20 protein-coding genes are annotated in these 17,882 nt (G+C 62.0%); 11 read left to right on the forward strand and 9 right to left on the reverse strand.

Annotation, left to right across the window (positions count from 1 at the left end):
• Positions 1–273: 273 nt before the first annotated feature.
• Complete coding sequence (locus tag PQR08_RS03485) at positions 274–570, reverse strand: hypothetical protein (RefSeq protein ID WP_238211323.1); 297 nt, start codon at positions 568–570, stop codon at positions 274–276.
• 265 nt (positions 571–835) lie between these two features.
• Between PQR08_RS03485 and PQR08_RS03490 the strand changes: the two genes are divergently transcribed.
• Positions 836–1,888 carry a helix-turn-helix domain-containing protein gene (locus tag PQR08_RS03490; RefSeq protein ID WP_250485403.1) on the forward strand — a complete coding sequence of 351 codons (1,053 nt, stop codon included), beginning with the start codon at positions 836–838 and terminating at the stop codon, positions 1,886–1,888.
• On the opposite strand, the gene PQR08_RS03495 is transcribed toward PQR08_RS03490, so the two are convergent.
• On the reverse strand, positions 1,839–3,128 hold the full coding sequence (locus tag PQR08_RS03495; RefSeq protein WP_250485402.1) for an MFS transporter: 1,290 nt from the start codon (positions 3,126–3,128) through the stop codon (positions 1,839–1,841). The genes PQR08_RS03490 and PQR08_RS03495 overlap by 50 nt on opposite strands.
• Positions 3,129–3,296: 168 nt before the next feature.
• Between PQR08_RS03495 and PQR08_RS03500 the strand changes: the two genes are divergently transcribed.
• From PQR08_RS03500 to PQR08_RS03525, 6 genes are all read left to right on the forward strand, one after another.
• Complete coding sequence (locus PQR08_RS03500) at positions 3,297–4,178, forward strand: RNA polymerase sigma-70 factor (RefSeq protein WP_250485401.1); 882 nt, start codon at positions 3,297–3,299, stop codon at positions 4,176–4,178.
• A gap of 143 nt (positions 4,179–4,321) precedes the next feature.
• Positions 4,322–4,801 carry a carboxymuconolactone decarboxylase family protein gene (locus PQR08_RS03505; RefSeq protein WP_187604165.1) on the forward strand — a complete coding sequence of 160 codons (480 nt, stop codon included), beginning with the start codon at positions 4,322–4,324 and terminating at the stop codon, positions 4,799–4,801.
• A gap of 38 nt (positions 4,802–4,839) precedes the next feature.
• Positions 4,840–5,247, forward strand: a complete 408-nt coding sequence (locus tag PQR08_RS03510) for a cupin domain-containing protein (RefSeq protein ID WP_035499898.1) — start codon at positions 4,840–4,842, stop codon at positions 5,245–5,247.
• A gap of 78 nt (positions 5,248–5,325) precedes the next feature.
• Positions 5,326–6,333, forward strand: coding sequence for a LysR family transcriptional regulator (locus PQR08_RS03515; RefSeq protein ID WP_250485400.1), 1,008 nt, complete (start codon positions 5,326–5,328; stop codon positions 6,331–6,333).
• Positions 6,334–6,463: 130 nt separating this feature from the next.
• Positions 6,464–7,231 carry an SDR family oxidoreductase gene (locus tag PQR08_RS03520; RefSeq protein ID WP_250485399.1) on the forward strand — a complete coding sequence of 256 codons (768 nt, stop codon included), beginning with the start codon at positions 6,464–6,466 and terminating at the stop codon, positions 7,229–7,231.
• A gap of 22 nt (positions 7,232–7,253) precedes the next feature.
• On the forward strand, positions 7,254–7,790 hold the full coding sequence (locus PQR08_RS03525) for an Ohr family peroxiredoxin (protein ID WP_250485398.1): 537 nt from the start codon (positions 7,254–7,256) through the stop codon (positions 7,788–7,790).
• Here the strand turns inward: PQR08_RS03525 and PQR08_RS03530 are convergent.
• The 4 genes from PQR08_RS03530 to PQR08_RS03545 form a co-directional block, all read right to left on the reverse strand.
• On the reverse strand, positions 7,763–9,145 hold the full coding sequence (locus PQR08_RS03530) for an MFS transporter (protein ID WP_250485397.1): 1,383 nt from the start codon (positions 9,143–9,145) through the stop codon (positions 7,763–7,765). The two genes, PQR08_RS03525 and PQR08_RS03530, sit on opposite strands and share 28 nt — an antisense overlap.
• A 74-nt stretch (positions 9,146–9,219) precedes the next feature.
• Positions 9,220–9,555 (reverse strand): NIPSNAP family protein, encoded by a 336-nt coding sequence (locus PQR08_RS03535; RefSeq protein WP_250485396.1) that lies wholly within the window; start codon positions 9,553–9,555, stop codon positions 9,220–9,222.
• The gene (locus PQR08_RS03540; protein WP_250485395.1) at positions 9,552–11,297 is read right to left on the reverse strand and encodes an FAD-dependent oxidoreductase; all 1,746 of its coding nucleotides are present in this window, start codon (positions 11,295–11,297) and stop codon (positions 9,552–9,554) included. Before PQR08_RS03540 ends, PQR08_RS03535 begins: the two co-directional genes overlap by 4 nt.
• A 60-nt stretch (positions 11,298–11,357) precedes the next feature.
• Positions 11,358–12,197 (reverse strand): SDR family NAD(P)-dependent oxidoreductase, encoded by an 840-nt coding sequence (locus PQR08_RS03545; protein ID WP_250485394.1) that lies wholly within the window; start codon positions 12,195–12,197, stop codon positions 11,358–11,360.
• Positions 12,198–12,332: 135 nt separating this feature from the next.
• Between PQR08_RS03545 and PQR08_RS03550 the strand changes: the two genes are divergently transcribed.
• Positions 12,333–13,226: a helix-turn-helix domain-containing protein gene (locus PQR08_RS03550; RefSeq protein WP_250485393.1), complete on the forward strand. Its 894-nt coding sequence runs from the start codon at positions 12,333–12,335 to the stop codon at positions 13,224–13,226.
• A gap of 133 nt (positions 13,227–13,359) precedes the next feature.
• The gene (treA, locus tag PQR08_RS03555; RefSeq protein ID WP_238211338.1) at positions 13,360–15,009 is read left to right on the forward strand and encodes an alpha,alpha-trehalase TreA; all 1,650 of its coding nucleotides are present in this window, start codon (positions 13,360–13,362) and stop codon (positions 15,007–15,009) included.
• Positions 15,010–15,067: 58 nt separating this feature from the next.
• Here treA and PQR08_RS03560 read toward each other — a convergent pair whose 3' ends face one another.
• Entirely contained in the window at positions 15,068–15,298 is a 231-nt protein-coding gene (locus tag PQR08_RS03560) for a tautomerase family protein (RefSeq protein WP_035499705.1), read from the reverse strand.
• 73 nt (positions 15,299–15,371) lie between these two features.
• Complete coding sequence (locus PQR08_RS03565) at positions 15,372–16,082, reverse strand: SDR family NAD(P)-dependent oxidoreductase (RefSeq protein ID WP_187604176.1); 711 nt, start codon at positions 16,080–16,082, stop codon at positions 15,372–15,374.
• 182 nt (positions 16,083–16,264) lie between these two features.
• Here PQR08_RS03565 and PQR08_RS03570 point away from each other — a divergent pair, with 182 nt between their 5' ends.
• Positions 16,265–16,987, forward strand: a complete 723-nt coding sequence (locus PQR08_RS03570; RefSeq protein WP_250485392.1) for a haloacid dehalogenase type II — start codon at positions 16,265–16,267, stop codon at positions 16,985–16,987.
• A gap of 40 nt (positions 16,988–17,027) precedes the next feature.
• On the opposite strand, the gene PQR08_RS03575 is transcribed toward PQR08_RS03570, so the two are convergent.
• Positions 17,028–17,318, reverse strand: coding sequence for a DUF1330 domain-containing protein (locus tag PQR08_RS03575; protein WP_035499900.1), 291 nt, complete (start codon positions 17,316–17,318; stop codon positions 17,028–17,030).
• Positions 17,319–17,578: 260 nt separating this feature from the next.
• Between PQR08_RS03575 and PQR08_RS03580 the strand changes: the two genes are divergently transcribed.
• Entirely contained in the window at positions 17,579–17,878 is a 300-nt protein-coding gene (locus tag PQR08_RS03580; RefSeq protein ID WP_250485391.1) for a DUF4148 domain-containing protein, read from the forward strand.
• The last annotated feature ends 4 nt before the right edge of the window (positions 17,879–17,882 follow it).

Genomic DNA, 17,882 nt, shown 5'->3' on the forward strand with positions numbered 1-17,882 from the left:
TGAGCTAACGCGCATCGCTTTGAATGCCGATGCGATTACGAGGAGCTTTCGTGTCCCGCGCATGACCTCGCGTGTTCGTGGCGAACCATGCGCGGGACGCGAAGCCCCGTCGTAATAGCACTTTTCGACGCGACGGTCAAAATCGACCGCGCGTCGATCGTGCTCTCTCAGGCCGGCCTTGCAATCGGCTTGCCAGTTATTACTGGCATTTTTCGTTTTGCATTCGGAATGCCTCTTTGCGTTTTGCATTCCGCATGCGTGTTCAGTGGATGACTACGCGGCGGCCTTGTCGGGGCCGGCGGCGTGATCCTGTGCGAGAAGATCGAACAGCCGCAGTACGCGAGCGCGTTGCGTGGACACGAGATCGCTTTCGTCGCCGAGTGCGGCGAGCCGTCTTTTCCAGTAGGCGCGATCGAGACAGGCGAACGCCTTCTGATTGCCCGCGACTGCAAGCGAGCGGATCATGTGCTCGAGATGATCGAGTTGCGCGTCCGCAATGCGCGCAGGCTTGAGCGCTGCTCGCGTGCTTTGCGCGGCGCGGCTGGCTTGCAATACTTTCGACTTTTCCATGTTGACGCCCCGAAACGCCTTTTTGCTGCATGCGGCTGTGTATTTGTTCTTAGTCAGCCGTAAACCAATGAGTGGGAGACAGCGATGTGACAGCGGGATGACGGCAAGGAATCGCCGACCTGAACCGCCCGCGACGCCGCACACGCTGCTCCTCGTTCAGCACGATATACCTGCATTTCGAATTCGCTTTACCATGCGTCTCATTTGCCGGCGCGCATCGTGTGCGCCACTGCTCGAAAGGACTATTTGAAACGACATCGATTCCATGCCCGCCGATTCCGATCCACGCACGCTATTCACCCGCTTCTCGACGCAGGCACTGCCGCGCGAGCGCCAGTTGCTCGCATGGCGCGATCGCGTCGGGCATGTGGTGGATGTTCTTCCCGATAACGATCGCATCGCACGCGGCTTTGCGGGCAGCATCGATCTGCATGCGGCGGGCGGCCTCGTGTTCACGGAGGCGCGCACCGAAGCGCTGGTGCTCGAGCGATCGATCGCGCGCGTCTCGACCGACACGCGCCGCGATTTCGCGTTTCATGTGTATGTGGAAGGCGAGTCCGGCCATGTCAGCGGCCCGAGCGTGAAGCGCACTGCGCCGGGTTCGATGCGCGGCATCGTCGCGTTCGATCTGAATCAGCGCTTTCGCGTCGAACGTCCGGCGTGCCGCGTGCTGACGATGTTCGTGCCGCGCTCGGTCGTCGCCGCGCATATCGATGACTGCGATGCGCTGCACGGCCGCGTCGTGCCTGATGACGCGCCGCTCGCGCGCTTCGTCTTCCAGCATTTCGATGCCACCGCGCGCGCACTGCCGACGCTGGAACGTCCCGATGCCATCGACGCCCTCGATGCCGGCGCGCAACTCCTGCTCGCGGCATTCGCCGAAAAGCCGCATGCATTGCACGACTCACGCGCCGCGCTGCAAACGGCGGTGAAGGGCCAGGTGAAGCGTTATGTCGAGACGCATCTCCATGAAGCCGATCTCACGCCGATGAAGATCGTCGATGCACTCGGTCTGAAGCGCGCGACCATCTATCGATGGTTCGAGCAGGAAGGCGGCCTCGGCGCGTACATTCGACATCGCCGTCTGCGCGAAGCAGCCGATGAACTCGCGCGGTTTCCGAACCTGCAGATTGCCGATATCGCATTCGGTCTCGGCTTCAAGAGCGCATCGGATTTCACGCGCGCGTTCCGTCGCGCGTTCGATGTGAGCCCGCTGGAAATGCGTCTGCGTGCGCTCGACCTGATGCGCGCGGCGGACAGCGATCCCGTCATGCGCATGCACGCCGCGCATTCGAGGGGCGTTCGGGGAAGCGGCTGAGTGCGAAGAGCGTCACGCAGTTCGCGGCGAGCAGATACCACGCGGGCGTCATCACATTGCCGGTCGCGCCGATGAGCCATGCGACCGCGAGCGGGGAGAAGCCGCCGAAGATGACGACGCCGAACGTGTAGATCACCGAGAGACTCGCTGCGCGCCGATGCTTCGGGAAGGCTTCGAGCATGAGCACCGAGCCCGCGCCCGCGTTGTTCAGCGCGATGGCGACATAGAGCAGGATGATCACAAGCGCGAGCGTATCCGGTGCGCCTCGCGTGAGCGCATAGAACGCGGGATATGCCGTCGCGAGCGCGCCGACGAGCGATGCGTATTGCAGCGTCTTGCGGCTCATCAGGCGATCGGCGGCGAGCGCGACGAGCGGCGTGACGACGAGAATCACGAGACCGGAAAGCGACGCGATCATGAAGCTGATCGCCGGTGGCCGCTGCAACGTATGCGTCAGATAGCTCGGCATGTACAGCACGGCGATGTAGATGCTCGATGAAGGTGCGGCCATCATCAGGATGCCGCATGCAAGCGGGCGCGCATGTTCGCGAAGCACGATCGAAAGCGTCGTGCGCGCGGGACGCGCTTTCGATGCCCATGCATCGCCCGGCACGCGGCGCAGAAACCAGCCGAGCGGCGCGATCAGTCCGCCGATGACGAAAGGCACACGCCATCCCCATTGCACGAGTTGCTCGTGCGACAGCAACGCGGACGTGCACGCGCCGACGAGCGCCGCCGCGCATGCGGCCGCGCCCTGGCTCGCACCGCGCCAGCTGACCATGAAGCAGCGTCGTTCATAGGGCACGGACTCCATCAGCAGCGCGGATGCCGGGCCGATCTCGCCGCCCGCCGCGAGCCCTTGCAGAAGCCGCGCGAACACGATCAGCACGGTCGCGCTCGCGCCGATCGCCGCATGCGTCGGCAGGCATGCGATCAGCCAGGTGCCCGCCGCCATCGACGCGATCGATAGCCGCATGCCGGCCTCGCGGCCGTGCCGGTCCGCGTATCGTCCGATCAGCATCGCGCCGAGCGGACGCATCACGAAGCCCGCGCCGAATGTCGCGAGCGAGAGCAACAGCGACGCAGCGGCGTCGTGCGCGGGAAAGAAGAGCTGTCCGATGATCGCCGCGGAGAAGCCGTACACGGTGAAGTCGTAGGCGACGAAGCCATTGCTGATCACCGTCGCGACGATGATGCGCGTCAGACTCCCAGACGTTTTTTGTTGTTCGGTTTGAGTCATGAATGAACGGAGATGGATGCATTCGAATCCGGCTTCCGATATTAACGGCCGCATTGCTCATATTATTAATGCTTCGTCGTAATCGTCACGAAGACAAGGCGAGTAATATACGATCACCTTTCAGATTCGCTGGCTTCGTAGTTCGCTTACGAACGAGGAATCGTCTTCATGGATGACGCCACGCGCGAGTTCGACCGGCTGCGCCCTCGCTTGCAGGGCATCGCCTATCGCATGCTCGGTTCGGTCGCCGAGGCGGAAGACATCGTGCAGGACGTATGGCTTCGCTGGCATGCGGCTGCGCGCGAAGCTATCGAGAATGCCGAAGCCTGGCTCGTCGCCGTCACGACGCGCCATTCGATCGACCGGCTGCGCGCCGCGAAATTGCAGCGCGAGCATTACACGGGCATCTGGCTGCCCGAGCCGCAAATCACCGAGCCGCCCGCGACGCCCGAAGAAGTCACGGAGCGCGCGGACGATGTGTCGGTCGCGTTTCTGATGCTGCTCGAGCGCCTGACGCCCGAAGCGCGCGCGGCGTTCTTGCTGCGCGAAGTTTTCGATGCCGACTATCCGGAGGTCGCGAGCATCATCGGGAAGACGGAGGCCGCGTGCCGGCAGCTCGTGAGCCGCGCGAAGGCGCAACTGCGCGAAGAACGTCCGCGCCGTTCAGTGCCGCGTGAAATCCACAGGCGTTTGCTGCACGCGTTCGCACATGCGATCGAACACGGCGATTTCGCGGCCATTCACGCAATGCTCGCGGATGACGCGACGCTCGTCGGCGATGGCGGCGGCCACGTGCAGAGCTTCCCGGAGCCGCTACTCGGCGGCAAGCGCATCGCGCAGCTTTTCTATGCGGCATTCCTGCGTCACGGAAAGGGCGTGCGCATCGAACTCGTGATGCTCAATGACCAATGGGCGCTCTTGCGCTTTATCGACGGCAAGCTCGAATCGGCCCAGACCTACGATATCGAAGACGAGCACATCGTGCGTATTCAGGTGCAGCGCAACCCGGAGAAGCTCGAACGCATCGCGGCGCGTTACGGGCACGCGTGATGGATTGCCTTTGCGATTGATGCGCGCGAAGCAATAGCGTGCGCACGTTCGCGCGTCTACCGCGAGAAGGCGCGCAAACTTACGATGACATCCGTGCCGGCCATGGAGCGCCGGCGATATCTTCAACCAGGCATGGAGTCATCATGACGCAGCGAATCAACTACGTTCAACAATCGCCCGAACTGTTCAAGAAGTTCTATGAATTCAGCCAGGTCCTGCAGGAATGCTCGATCGAGCGGACAACCCGCGACCTGGTGACGCTTCGCGCATCGCAGATGAATGGCTGCGCCTTTTGCGTCGATATGCATGTGAAGGAAGCGAAGATTCACGGCGAGCGCGAACTGCGCACGCATCACGTGGCGATCTGGCGCGAGTCGACGCTGTTCTCGCCGCGCGAACGCGCCGCGCTCGCGTGGACCGAAGTGCTGACGCGCATTCCCGAACATGGCGTGTCCGACGAGCTCTATGGACGCGTGCGCGAGCAGTTCTCGGAAAAGGAGCTATCCGACCTGACCTACGCCGTCATGGCGATCAACGGATGGAATCGTGCGAATGTCGCATTCCAGACGGTGCCGGGTTCGTCCGACAAGGCCTTCGGCCTCGACAAGGCAAACCTGTCGTGATGTGTTCGCGCCGTCATTCGATCATGGGAGAACGGATCATGCACAGCATCAAACGCGTGGGACTCACGCTCGTCTTCGGATGCGCGGCGCTTGCCGCGAGTACGGCGCAGGCAGCGCCGGAGGCCATCGTCAAGGAGCTCATGACGAAGCCGCTGCCCGAATATCCGGGCAAGGAAGCGCTGATGATCAGCGTCGAGTATCCGCCGGGCTCGGTCGATCCGGTGCATCGGCATGACGCGCATGCATTCGTGTATGTGCTCGAAGGCACGATCATCATGCAGCTTCAGGGCGGCAAGGCCGTGACGCTCAAAGCCGGCGATACGTTCTATGAAGGCCCTGAAGATATTCACACGGTGGGCCGCAACGCCAGCAAGACGAAGCGCGCGAAGTTCATCGTGCTGCTTCTCAAAGACAAGGGCAAACCGGTTCTGACGCCGGTGAAATAAAAGAAATCGAGCATGGCGTGTCACAAAGTGCAGGGCGTGAACGTCTAGTGAGACAGAGCCACTACGTTTCGTGCCGCCATGCCATCAGATCTTGCGTGTCATTCCGACGATTCGCTCGCCTATAGCTTCGTGACGAGTTATGCGGGCGTCGTTTCGTTTCTTGCGGTCGCCAATGAAGGCAGCTTCGCGAAAGCGAGCGATCGCCTGGGTATCGGCCGTTCCGCCGTCAGCCGCAACGTGCAGAAGCTGGAAGCACAGCTCGATGCGCGTCTCTTTCTTCGCACCACGCGCAGCACGTCGCTCACGCGCGAGGGCGAGCTCTTCTACAAGAACTGTCAGCCGGGCGTCGAGCGCATCGTGCAGGCGCTCGAAGACATGCGCGAACTGCGCAACGGGCCGCCGCGCGGACACTTGCGCATCGCGTCCGCGCCGGGTTTCGGCCGCAGGGTCGTCGCGCCGCTTCTGTCCGGCTTCCACGCGCGTTATCCGGAGATCGCACTGGAACTCGTGCTCAACGATCGTCCGTGCGATTTCACGGCCGACCGTGTGGATGTCGCATTTCGCGACGGTCATATGGAAGACAGCGAGGTCGTCGCGAAGCAGTTGATTCCGATGCAGATGGTCGTGTGCGCATCGCCGGAGTATGCGTGCCAGCACGGCTTGCCGCGTCGTGTCGATGAGCTCGACAAACATCGCTGCATCAATTTCCGTACATCGGCGGGGCGTATTGCCGACTGGGAGTTCAAGGTCGATGGCCTGCCGCACAAGCGCTCGCTCGCCGCGAAGCAGACGTTCAACGACATCGACCTGATGCTGCGAGCGGTGCTCGACGGGCAGGGCATCGCGCAACTGCCTGCCTATCTCGTGTGCGATGCGCTCAAGGCCGGGCGCCTCGTCATATGTCTCGCTCAACATGCGCCCGACGACGGCGGTCACTATCTCTGCTATCTCAGCCGCAAGCAACTGCCCGCGCGCGTGCGTGTATTCGTCGATTACATGACCGAGCATACGCGCGCGCTCGATCTGCATTGCCTGACGACCCACATGACGAACAGGAGCGATGCGACGGTCGTGATCGCCGATTGATGCATCGAAGGCAACACCGCGCGTCCGCTGAAGGCGCTACCGGATGCGTGCGCGTCCACCTACGATGCATCACGCACGACACATTCAGCGAGCGCGACACCATTCGCGCATCGCTTCAAAGGAGAACATCATGAAGATCGTAGTGATAGGCGGAAGCGGACTCATCGGCAGCAAGGTCGTGAAGAACTTGCGTGCGCGCGGACATGAAGTGATCGCAGCGTCGCCTGCATCGGGCGTCGATACGATGACGGGCAAGGGCCTGAAAGAAGCGCTGAAGGATGCGCGCGTGGTCGTCGATGTGGCCAACTCGCCTTCGTTCGAAGACAAGGCCGTGCTCGAATTCTTCGAAACGTCGGGACGCAATCTCTTCGCCGCGGAGAAGGCGGCCGGCGTCGCGCATCATGTGGCGCTTTCGGTCGTCGGCACGGATCGCCTCGCACAAAGCGGCTATTTTCGCGGCAAGATCGCGCAGGAGAAGCTGATCCGCGAATCGGGCGTGCCGTACACGATCGTTCAGTCGACGCAGTTCTTCGAATTCCTCGGCGGCATTGCGAAAGCGAGCGCCAATGAAAACGCGGTGCATCTGTCGGATGCGTACATTCAGCCGATCGCCTCGGGCGACGTTGCGAGCGCCGTCGCGGATCGCGCCGTCAATGCACCGGTCAATGGTGTGGTCGAGATTGCGGGCCCGGAGAAGTCGCGTCTCTCCGATCTGATGCAGCGCTATTTCAAAGCGACGGGCGATGCAAGGACGGTCGTCGTCGACGAGAACGCGCTCTACTTCGGCGCACAGCTCGCAGCGGACACGCTCTTGCCAAGCGCACAAGCGCATCTCGGCGCGGTGAATTTCGATGCGTGGTTCGAAGAGACCCGGAGCGAGGTTCAAGCGGCGCGTTGAACGATTCGTAGAAGGGGCCGTCATGGAGCCGCTCCAGCCGCCGCCCGTCAGCCTGCTCGACAAGTATGAAGGTCGCGACGTGCAGCCGTTGTATTCGACGACCGTCACCGTCACGGGCGGCGATGCGCGCCACGGCCGCGCCTCGGGTGCGGCCCGCTCCGACGACGGCAATCTCGAACTCGACCTGCGTATGCCGCAAGCGCTCGGCGGCCCCGGCGGCGGCACGAACCCCGAACAGTTGTTCGCCGCGGGCTATGCCGCGTGCTTTCATGGCGCGCTGGTCTTGCTCGCCGCGCGCGCGGGTATCGTGGCCGAGGGCGCAAGCGTGTCCGTTACGGTCGAATTCGGCCGCGATCCGATGGACGGCCTCTTCGTGCTCACCGCGCACACGCGCGTTCAGATGCCTGGCATCGAACGCGCGGCAGCGGAAGAACTCGTGCGCAACACGGAGCGCTTTTGCCCTTATACGAAGATGGCGCGCAAGGGCATCGTCAATATCGTTTCACTTGCAACGAATAACGATGCCACGGATCATTCGGCAGGCACGCGCGCCGTCTGATCGAGTTGGTTTGCTTGACGCGATGCATCGCGCCTGCTCAACGCGCCCAGTGCGAACGCCGCAATGAATGCGGGAATCGCGAGCAGCGTGAAGACCGCGCTGAATTGCAGGCCCATGCTCATGAGAAGTCCGCCGGTCATCGCGCCCGCCACCGCGCCCATGCGTCCGATGCCGAGCATCCAGGCAACGCCCGTTGCGCGGCTTCGCGTCGGATAGAACGATGCCGCGAGCGCCGACATCGACGTGACCGCGCTCGTCACGGCCGTTCCCGTCAGGAAGATGAGCACCGCGAGCCAGAACTGATCCGCGACGCCGCGTCCGACCGTCAGCACCAGCGCCGCCGCGAGCACATAGGCGCATGCGTTGACGCGTCGCGGATTGGCCTTGTCCATCACCCAGCCCAGACACAGGTTGCCGAGAATGCCGCCGAGCGGAAAGAGCGACGTCGTGAGGGCGGCGCGTTCGGCGGAGAAGCCGGCGTCCTTGAAAAGCGTGGGAAGCCAGTTGGTCAGCAGATAGAAGATCAACAGGCCCATGAAATACGCGAGCCATAACATCGATGTGCCGAAACGATAGGGACGCGAGACGATGAGTCCGAGCGCGGACTTGTCCGCGCCGCCCGTGCGCGTATCGGCGGCAGTGAACGCGATGCGTGCGCCTTCGTCGAGACGCGCATCGTTGGAGATGCGTCGCAGCACGCGCGCTATCTTTTGCGCGGGATGTTTTCTCAGGACCATGAACTGCGCCGACTCGGGCAGCAGAAAGAGGAGCAGCACCGTGAGCACGATCGGGCCGATGCCGCCGGCGACGAGCACGCTCGGCCAGCCGAAATGCGGTATGAGCCACGCGGCGCACAATCCGCCTATCGAAAGGCCCACTGAGAAGCCGCAGAACATCGTGTTGACGACGACGGCACGAATGCGCGCGGGTGCATACTCCGACATCAGCGTGACGGCGTTGGGCATCGCAGCGCCGAGGCCCAGGCCGGTGAGAAAGCGCCACGCGGTCAGCGTTTCGACCGAGCTTGCCTGTGCCGACGCGAGACTCCATACGCCGAAGAAGAACACGGAAAGCGCGAGCACCGCCTTGCGTCCGATGCGGTCGGCAGCCGGTCCCGCAGCGAGCGCGCCGATGCCGAGCCCGACGAGCGCCGCGCTCATCACGGGACCCAATGCTGCTCGCGTGATGCCCCAGTCGCCGATCAACGACGGCGCAATGAACCCGACTGCCGCCGTATCGAAGCCATCGGCCGCGACGACGAGAAAGCACAGGATCAGGATGACCCATTGATACGGCGAGAAGCGCTCGCCGTCGATGAAGCTCTGGACCTCGATGGTCCCGAAGTTCTTTTCCATGCCGGTATGTCTCCATTCGTTTATCTAAAAGCTATCGCAAGAATGCGGCCTTCTTCGTGCCGCTATGCCGGGCTCTAACGCAATGCGGGCGAAAGGCTCCTGAACTCGACGCGCCTGATGATGCGGCTCTCCTGCGCGACGATCAGATGCGCCGATGCCTGTAGATATGCGGGCCATTCCGGATCGTTGTCGCGCGCGGTGCGCCGCTGGTCGTAATCCCCGATACTCTCGTAGCCCCACAGATGCACGACCTGATTCAATGCCCCGATATCGCTCATATAAAAGCCGACCGGCGCGCCGAGGTACTTGAGTTGTATCGGCATCGCGAGACGATCGAATACGTCGATGAATTCCGCCATGCCGCGCGGCTTGATCGTGTAGATACGATGATCGATGAATGGCTTGCTCATGCTGCGCTCCTCAATTCGCTGGAATTCGCGCGCGCGTCGATACGGCCCGCGAGATGTAGCCCGGTGAGATACCCGAATGTCATGATTGGGCCGAGCGTGATGCCTGCGCCGGGATAGTTGCCGCCCATGACGCTCGCGCGATCGTTGCCGACTGCATAGAGCCCGGGAATCGGCTCGCTGCCTTTGAGTACTTGTCCGTGCGGATTCGTTGCAATGCCGTCGAAGGTGCCGAGGTCGCCCATCACGACCTTGAGCGCGTAGTACGGGCCATCGCCGATCGGTGCGACGCAAGGATTCGGCTTGTGCGCGGGATCGCCGAGATAGCGGTTGAACGAAGTCGTGCCACGGCCGAATGCGTTGTCCTTGCCTGCCACCGCGTCGCGGTTGTATTCGCGCACGGTCGCTTCCAGCGCGCTCGCGTCGATGCCTGCGTGCCGCGCGAGTTCTGCAAGCGTGCGGCCTTTGACGAGATAGCCGCTTTTCAGATGGGACTGGAGCGGAATCGGTGCGGGCTTTGCAAAGCCGAGGCCGTATTTGCGGATCGTCTCGTGATCGCAAATGAGCCACATCGCCGTTTCCTTTTCATCACGGCATCCTTCGATCATCGCGGCACCGACATCGTGATAAGAATTCGATTCGTTGGTGAAGCGCACGCCGCCGCGCGTCACGCCGATCACGCCCGGCTTGTAGCGATCGAGCAGATGCGGAAACACGCCGTATTTCCCGTCTTTCAGCGGCACGCGCGAGACCGGCATCCATGCGGCAGGCTGCGGATAGCGGATATCGACGCGGCCGCCCACGCGCTCGGCCATGCGCGCGCCATCGCCGGTATTGCCTGCGGGCACCGGCGATACATGCTCGCCGCCGCGCCGCACATGAGGATAAGCCTTCGCAATGCGTGCGACATCATGCGAAAAGCCGCCGCACGCGAGCACTACGCCACGCCGCGCGGTGATGCGCGTTTCGCGTCCATCCGCGATCACGGTCGCGCCCGTCACGAGGCCCTTCACCGTAGTGAGTTCCTTCGCGCCCGTGTTCGTATGAATCGGAATGCCGAGGTCGAGCGCGGACCTGGCGAGGCGCGCGGCGAGGGCATTGCCGCTCGTGATCTGCACGCCGCGCTTATAGAGCGCGAGTTCCCCGATATGACTCGCAAGCCGCTTTGCGACGTACCACGCCGATGCAAGCGATTTCGTCGCGTTGAAGAAATGCTTGAGATCCGCGCTCGACGAATTGAACATCATGCCGATGAACGTGATCGTCTTGAGCGGCGGGCGCAGGCGCGCGATGTCTTTGCCCAGTGCGCGCGCATCGAAGGGCTTTGCGACGACAGAACGCCCTACATCGACACCGCCCGGCGCATCGGGATGATAGTCGGGGTACAGCGTCGGCAGGAATTCGACTGAGGTCTCGCGCTCGAAGAAGTCGATCATGCGCGGGCCATTGTCGAGAAACGCATCGACGGCGGCTTCGTCGTACATCGCGCCGGTTTCGCCACGCATGTATTGAATCGCGGCTTCACGCGTATCCTGAACCCCGGCTTCTTTCGCGTGGCGATTGCCGGGTATCCACAGCACGCCGCCCGAGAATGCGGTCGTGCCGCCGAAGTATTGTTCCTTCTCGACGACGATCACGTCGAGCCCTTGCTTCTTCGCTGTAATGGCCGTCGAAAGGCCGCCGGCGCCCGAGCCGATCACGAGCACATCGCAAGCGAGATCGGACGACCGCGTTACGGTAGTCATGATGATGTCCTTTGATTGGAAGCGGGCGCGTTGCGCACCCGTGAGATGGAAGGCCGTGTTTCAGGCGGTGCGCGGCGCTTCGAAGCCGGGACGCGGAACGAGGTCCATCAACATGCATTCGAAGCCGCCATCGACGGCAAGCTCAGCGCCGTTCACATACGCCGCGCGCTGGCTCGCGAGAAACGCCACGACTTGCGCGATATCGCGCGGCTCGCCGATACGCCTGCTCGCGGTCATCGCGCTGCGGCGCGCTTCGACATCGCCTTGCTCATAGAATGCCTTCGAGAGCGGCGTGCGGATCATGCCGGGGCAGACCGTGTTGCTGCGCACGCCACGCGCCCCCCATTCGGCGGCGATCTGGCGCGACAGCATCGCGATGCCGGCCTTGCTCGGGCTATATGCGCCGCTCCAGGTTTGCGGATGATGCGCCGCCACCGATGCGATATGCACGATGCTGCCCGCGCCACGCGCCAGCATGCCGCGTCCGAATGCTTGTGCGCACAACATATAGCCCGTGAGATTGACTGCGAGCATCGCATTCCACGCATCGAGGCCGATATCTTCGATGCCGCCCGCTCTCAACAAACCCGCATTGTTCACGAGCACATCGACATGGCCGAACTTTCGCTCGACCTGATCGCGTGCGCGGTTCACGCTCGCCGCATCGGCGATATCGCAGGCAATGGCAATCGCATCGATGCCGCTTGCGCGCAGCGCTTCGGCCGCTTCGTTGCAACCCGCTTCATCGCGATCGAGCAATGCGAGGCGAGCACCCGCATCCGCGAATGTCGATGCAATGGCGCGGCCGATGCCGCCCGCCGCACCCGTCACCACACACACGCTCGATTCGAGCCCGAGCCAATGCGGCGCGGTCTGATCCCGCGCGACCTGATTAGTCATCCTTGTCTCCTGAGTTCATTCGATGCGAAGGCGCGATAGCCTTGCCCGTGAAAAAAGTATATTCACGGCCTTGCATAAAAAATTGGACAAAGGCGGCAGACGACAGGACAATTTGTGCATCAGGAGACGCCCGACATGAGGAAAATCCCTAACTACAACCTGTACGGAGAGTCGGCGCGCCCGCCGTGGTATGACGCGTTCAACTTCGAGTGGATCGCCGAGCGCAGCGCGCCGAACGACTGGCAGATCGACGCGCATCGTCATGACGCGCTCTTGCAATTTCTGTACATTCGCGGCGGCGGCGGGCAAGTGCTGATCGAGAACAGCATGATCGATATCCTGCCGCCGTGCGTCATCGTGCTGCCTGCGCAAACGGTGCATGGATTCAACTTCGCGCCGGACGTCGATGGTCTGGTCGTGACCGTCGCGCAAAGATCGATCGAGGCGCTCGCATCGATCGCCGCGCCGGGGCTCATTCCCGTGCTGCAACGCGCGGGGCTTTCGCGTATCAGCGCCCAGTCCGTGAAGGAAAGCGCGTTCATGCCGATCCTCGAATTGCTGGAGCGCGAGTTTCGCGCGACGAATCGAGGACACATGGCGGCGGGGATGTCGCTGCTGATTGCACTTTTCGTGCATGTCGCGCGGCTATGCGAGAGTGCGTCCGCGCCGAGTGTCGCATCGACGGAAAGGCGCGTGCAACAGATCAAGCGCTTCAGGGAACTGGTGGCCGCGCACTTTCGCGAGCATCAGCCCGTGGATTTCTATGCGCAAAAGCTCGGCATGACGGTCACGCAACTCGGACGCATTTGCCGCGAGGAGATATCGAGCTCACCGCTCGCGATGATCAACGAGCATCTCGTGCGCGAGGCGCAGCGCGATCTCGTTTATTCGAGCATGTCGGTCAAGCAAATCGCGCATGGATTGGGCTTTGCCGACATCGCATATTTCAGCCGCTATTTCCGCAAGCAGACCGGCGTCACGCCGACGCAATTTCAGTCCGAAGCGCATAAGGCGCTAGCCATCCAATAGCCTGTTCGCACTGATGTCGGAGGGTTGCCACCGTCATGCAGGCGTGCGATGCTTCGCCGTGCTGCGAATCAATCAAAACAAAAACGGCCCGAGCGAGACCAGTCCGGTTCACTGATCCTTTTGAGGAGGGAGCATGATCGCACTGTTATCGCATCGCGCGGCGCACGAGGCGTCGCGGCGTTTCCAGTTCAAGGCACGCGGAGTGCTATGCGGCTGGCTCGTCATGAGCGCGGCTGCAAACCTCGCGTATGCGGACGCGCAAACCGGTTATACGCTGCCGCCTCCGCCGAGCGAGTTATACGGCGATCTTTTCGTCGCCGTGCAGACACAGGGCATTTATCCCGATCAAAAGACCTTCGTCGACGCGACACCCAAGATCGATCCCGCGCAGATCGTGCAGGCCTATCATCAGCAGATGTCGGTACCGGGCTTTTCGCTGAAGACGTTCGTCGCGCAGTACTTCACGCCGCCGACCGATCAGGTCATCACGCCGCCGCCCAACCAGTCGCTGCGCGAACATATCGACTGGCTCTGGCCGGAACTCACGCGTCTCACGACGACCGCCAACGTACCGCCCAACAGTTCGCTGATTCCGATGCCCAAGCAATATGTCGTGCCGGGAGGGCGCTTTCGCGAAGGTTACTACTGGGACACGTATTTCACGATGCTGGGTCTTCAGGAAGCGGGCCGCGAAGATCTCGTCGACGACATGCTCGATAACTTCGCGTATCTGATCGACACGATCGGACATATTCCAAACGGCAATCGCACGTACTACGTGAGCCGGTCGCAACCGCCGTTTTTCTCCTATATGGTCGAACTTGCCGCGCACAAGGAAGGCGGGCGGGTCTATCAGAAGTATTTGCCGCAGTTGCGCAAGGAACATAGTTACTGGATGCAGGGCGCGAATACGTTGCAGCCCGGCGACGCAGTGCGCAATGTCGTGATGCTGCCGGACAAGACCGTGCTCAATCGCTATTGGGACGAGCGCGACACGCCGCGCGACGAGTCTTATTCGGAAGACGTCGCCACCGCCAAACAAGTTACGAATCGCCCAGCGAACGAGGTGTATCGCGATCTGCGCGCGGCGGCCGAAAGCGGCTGGGACTTCAGTTCGCGCTGGTTCGGCGACAACATGACGCTCGCCACGATCCGCACGACATCGATCGTTCCCGTCGATCTGAATAGCCTGATGTTCCACCTCGAAACGACGATTGCTATCGGTTGCGGCGAGGCGCGCGATTTCGGTTGCGTCGGCGAGTTCATCGGACGCGCGGCGAAGCGTGCCGTCGGCATCAACAAGTATCTCTGGAACAAGAACGGCTATTACGGCGACTACGACTGGAAGCTCGGACAACCGCGCAATAACCCGTCGGCGGCGATGCTGTATCCGCTCTTCGCCAACGCGGCGTGGCCGGATCGCGCGCACAAGACAGCGGAGACAGTCGAAGCGATGCTGCTGAAGCCGGGCGGCCTCACGACGACCACCTACAACACGACGCAGCAGTGGGACGCGCCGAACGGCTGGGCGCCATTGCACTGGATCGCGGTGCAAGGTCTGAAGCGATACGGGCGCAGCGATCTCGCGCAGCAGATCGGCACGCGCTTTCTTGCCGACGTGAATAACGTCTACAAGACGCAACAGAAGCTCGTGGAGAAGTACATCGTGGAAGGCGAGGGAACGGGCGGCGGAGGCGGCGGCGAATATCCGTTGCAGGATGGCTTCGGATGGACCAATGGCGTCACGCTGAAGCTGCTCGACCTCTACGCACCGGGTCAATAAGACAGAGAAACGAAGGCATCGCCGTGATCCTTCATGCGGCGATGCCGTAGTATCGACTTTACTTCGCCTGCTTCTGCCGACGATACTCCTGCACCGGCAAACCGCCCACGCCCCAGTTCTCCATCTCCACTTCTTCGATCACGACGAACGTGGCGTCGAGCGGCTTGTTCAACACGTCGAGCAACAACTGGCTCACGCCTTTGATGAGCTGCGCTTTCTCATCGGCGGTGACGGCACTCGTGCCGGGCTTGCTGCCTTCGCGTGTCACCTGAATCGTAACCATCGGCATGACGATCTCCTTGAATGGGAAACAGCGAAGCGCCCGCGAAGGGCGCATTCGCAACCGGTGAAGAATCGATCAATCAATGTCCCGCGCTTTGACCGCCGTCGACGTGCAGGATCTCGCCCGTCACGAACGGCGCGGAATCAAGATACAGCACGGCGTTCACGATGTCGCTCATTTCACCCATGTGTCCCATCGGATGCAGCGCGCCGAGGGCTTCGTGCGTTTCGGGCGCGTGCATCGGCGACTTGATGATGCCGGGCGACACCGCATTCGCGCGAATGCCGGACTTCGCATATTCGATCGCGAGTGACTTCGTCGCGGCATTCAAGCCGCCTTTGGTCAGCGACGCCAGCACCGAAGGCACACCGCTCACCGCATGATCGACGAGCGTCGTCGTGATGCTGACGACATGCCCGCTCTTGTTCTTCTCCATCTGCTCGACGGCGAGTTGCGTGATGTTGAAGAAGCCGTTCAGGTTCACGTTCAGGAACGCCGCATAGTCTTCCTGCGTATATTGCGTGAAGGGCTTGGCGATGAAGATGCCGGCGTTGTTGACGAGCGTATCGATGCGGCCGAACTTTGCGATCGCCGCATCGACTACGCGTTGCGCGGTGGCGCGATCGCCGATATCGCCCGCGACGGCTATCACGTTCGGATCGTCCGGCTGCGTAACGGAACGGGCGGTCGCAACGACGCGATAACCTTTCGCGCGAAAAGCGTTGACGATCTCAGCGCCGATGCCTTGCGACGCGCCGGTGACGATAGCGACTTTGTTTGCGTTGCTCATGATGAACCTCGATAGATGTTGATTTGGGCCTGTTGCGGATCGGACCGACGGCTCCGATGGCTCGTAATTTATGCCCTTCGAGATTCGTTGCGTACACACGCGATGGACAATCAGTCTTGCATGTGAGGAACAAATGCGTCGCGGGCGAATCGATCAGACGAATCATTCAATGGGAGATACACGTGAGCGTGCGCAACGTGAAAGCATTCGTATTCGATGTATTCGGCACGGTCGTGGACTGGCGCGGCGGCGTCGCGCGCGAGGCCGCGCCGTTCCTGCAACGCCACGGCGCAACGGGCGCTGCGCCTGAAGCCTTCGCGGATGCATGGCGCAGCCGCTATGTGCCCGCGATGCGCAAGATCATCGGCGGCGAGCGATCGTTCGTGCGGCTCGATGTGCTGCATCGCGAGAATCTGGTGGATGTCTTGCCGGAGTTCGGCATCGATCCGAAAGCTGTTCCTTCCGAGGCGCTCGACGAACTCAACCTCGCGTGGCATCGACTCGACCCGTGGCCGGATTCGATAGCGGGCCTGCAACGGCTCAAGGCGCGCCATATCATCGCGCCGCTTTCGAACGGCAATATCAGGCTGATGGTGGATATGGCGAAGCGTGCCGGACTGCCCTGGGATGCGATTCTCGGCGCGGAGATCGCGCAGATTTACAAGCCGGATCCGCAGGCCTATTTGCGCACGGCGGATGTGTTGATGCTGAAGCCGGAAGAGGTCTGCCTTGTCGCCGCGCATAACGACGATCTCGCTGCGGCGAGAAAGTGCGGCCTGCGCACTGCGTTCATCGCGCGTCCGTATGAGCGCGGTCCAGGTCAGACAATCGATCTGAAAGCCGAGAGCGATTGGGATGTCGTCGCGAACGACATGAACGAACTGGCCGATGCCGTGGGCGCCTGAGCGCCGATAACATCGGCCGATGAAGCGACTTTAAGCGCCGTTAAGCGCCTTCGACGACGCGGAAGTCGCGCACCACGGAATCGCCCAGCACTTCCAGCGCGTGCTGATAAGTCGCGCTGTTATAGGCGGCGACGGCCGCATCGAGCGAATCGAATTCGATGACCACCGTGCGCTCGATCGCGCCTTCGCCCTGCGCCATCGCCGCGACGCCGCGAACGAGGGGACGGCCGCCGCCTTCCGCGATGGCTTGCGTTGCGATCTTCGCGTATTCGGCGGCTTGCTCGGGCTTCATGATCTTCTTGTACACGCTGACCCAATATCCTTTTGCCATCTGTATCTCCAATGTTTGACGGGCGCGTTGCGCCATGAGGCGAACGCAATGCGCGATTGCGTTCAGTCCGGCGGCCAGCATAGCAAATTCTCGAATGCGGATGCCCGCGCCGTCCGCGCACTCGATTCTGCGTGTTTCCGTGAAAGGTGCTTTCTTGCGCTAGGGGTTAACCCGTGAAGACGAGCGTCATAGACTGCCATTACTGCTTTCGAACGACATCCTGTTCGAAGCCAGGCACCTCATAACACTGGAGTTTCATCATGAAGTCGATCATCCGCGCGGCCGTCGTCGCAACCGTTCTTGTCGTTCCTGTCGCTTCGTTCGCTCAAAGCCAGATCACGCGGGCTCAGGTCCGTGCGGAACTCGCTGAATTGCAGAGCGTGGGTTATCACGTGGGCGACGGCGATCAGGCTCACTATCCGGAAGCGATTCAGGCAGCCGAAGCGAAGCTCGCCGCACGCGATGGCGCGACGGCTTATGGCGGTGCGGCTAACGGCACGGGGCAATCGGGCGGTGCACGCGTGTCGCAATCGGACTGGAACGCGATGTACTCGCGATAAGCCG

Origin of the sequence: Caballeronia jiangsuensis (assembly GCF_046030135.1) — a bacterium.
Classification (GTDB): domain Bacteria; phylum Pseudomonadota; class Gammaproteobacteria; order Burkholderiales; family Burkholderiaceae; genus Caballeronia; species Caballeronia jiangsuensis.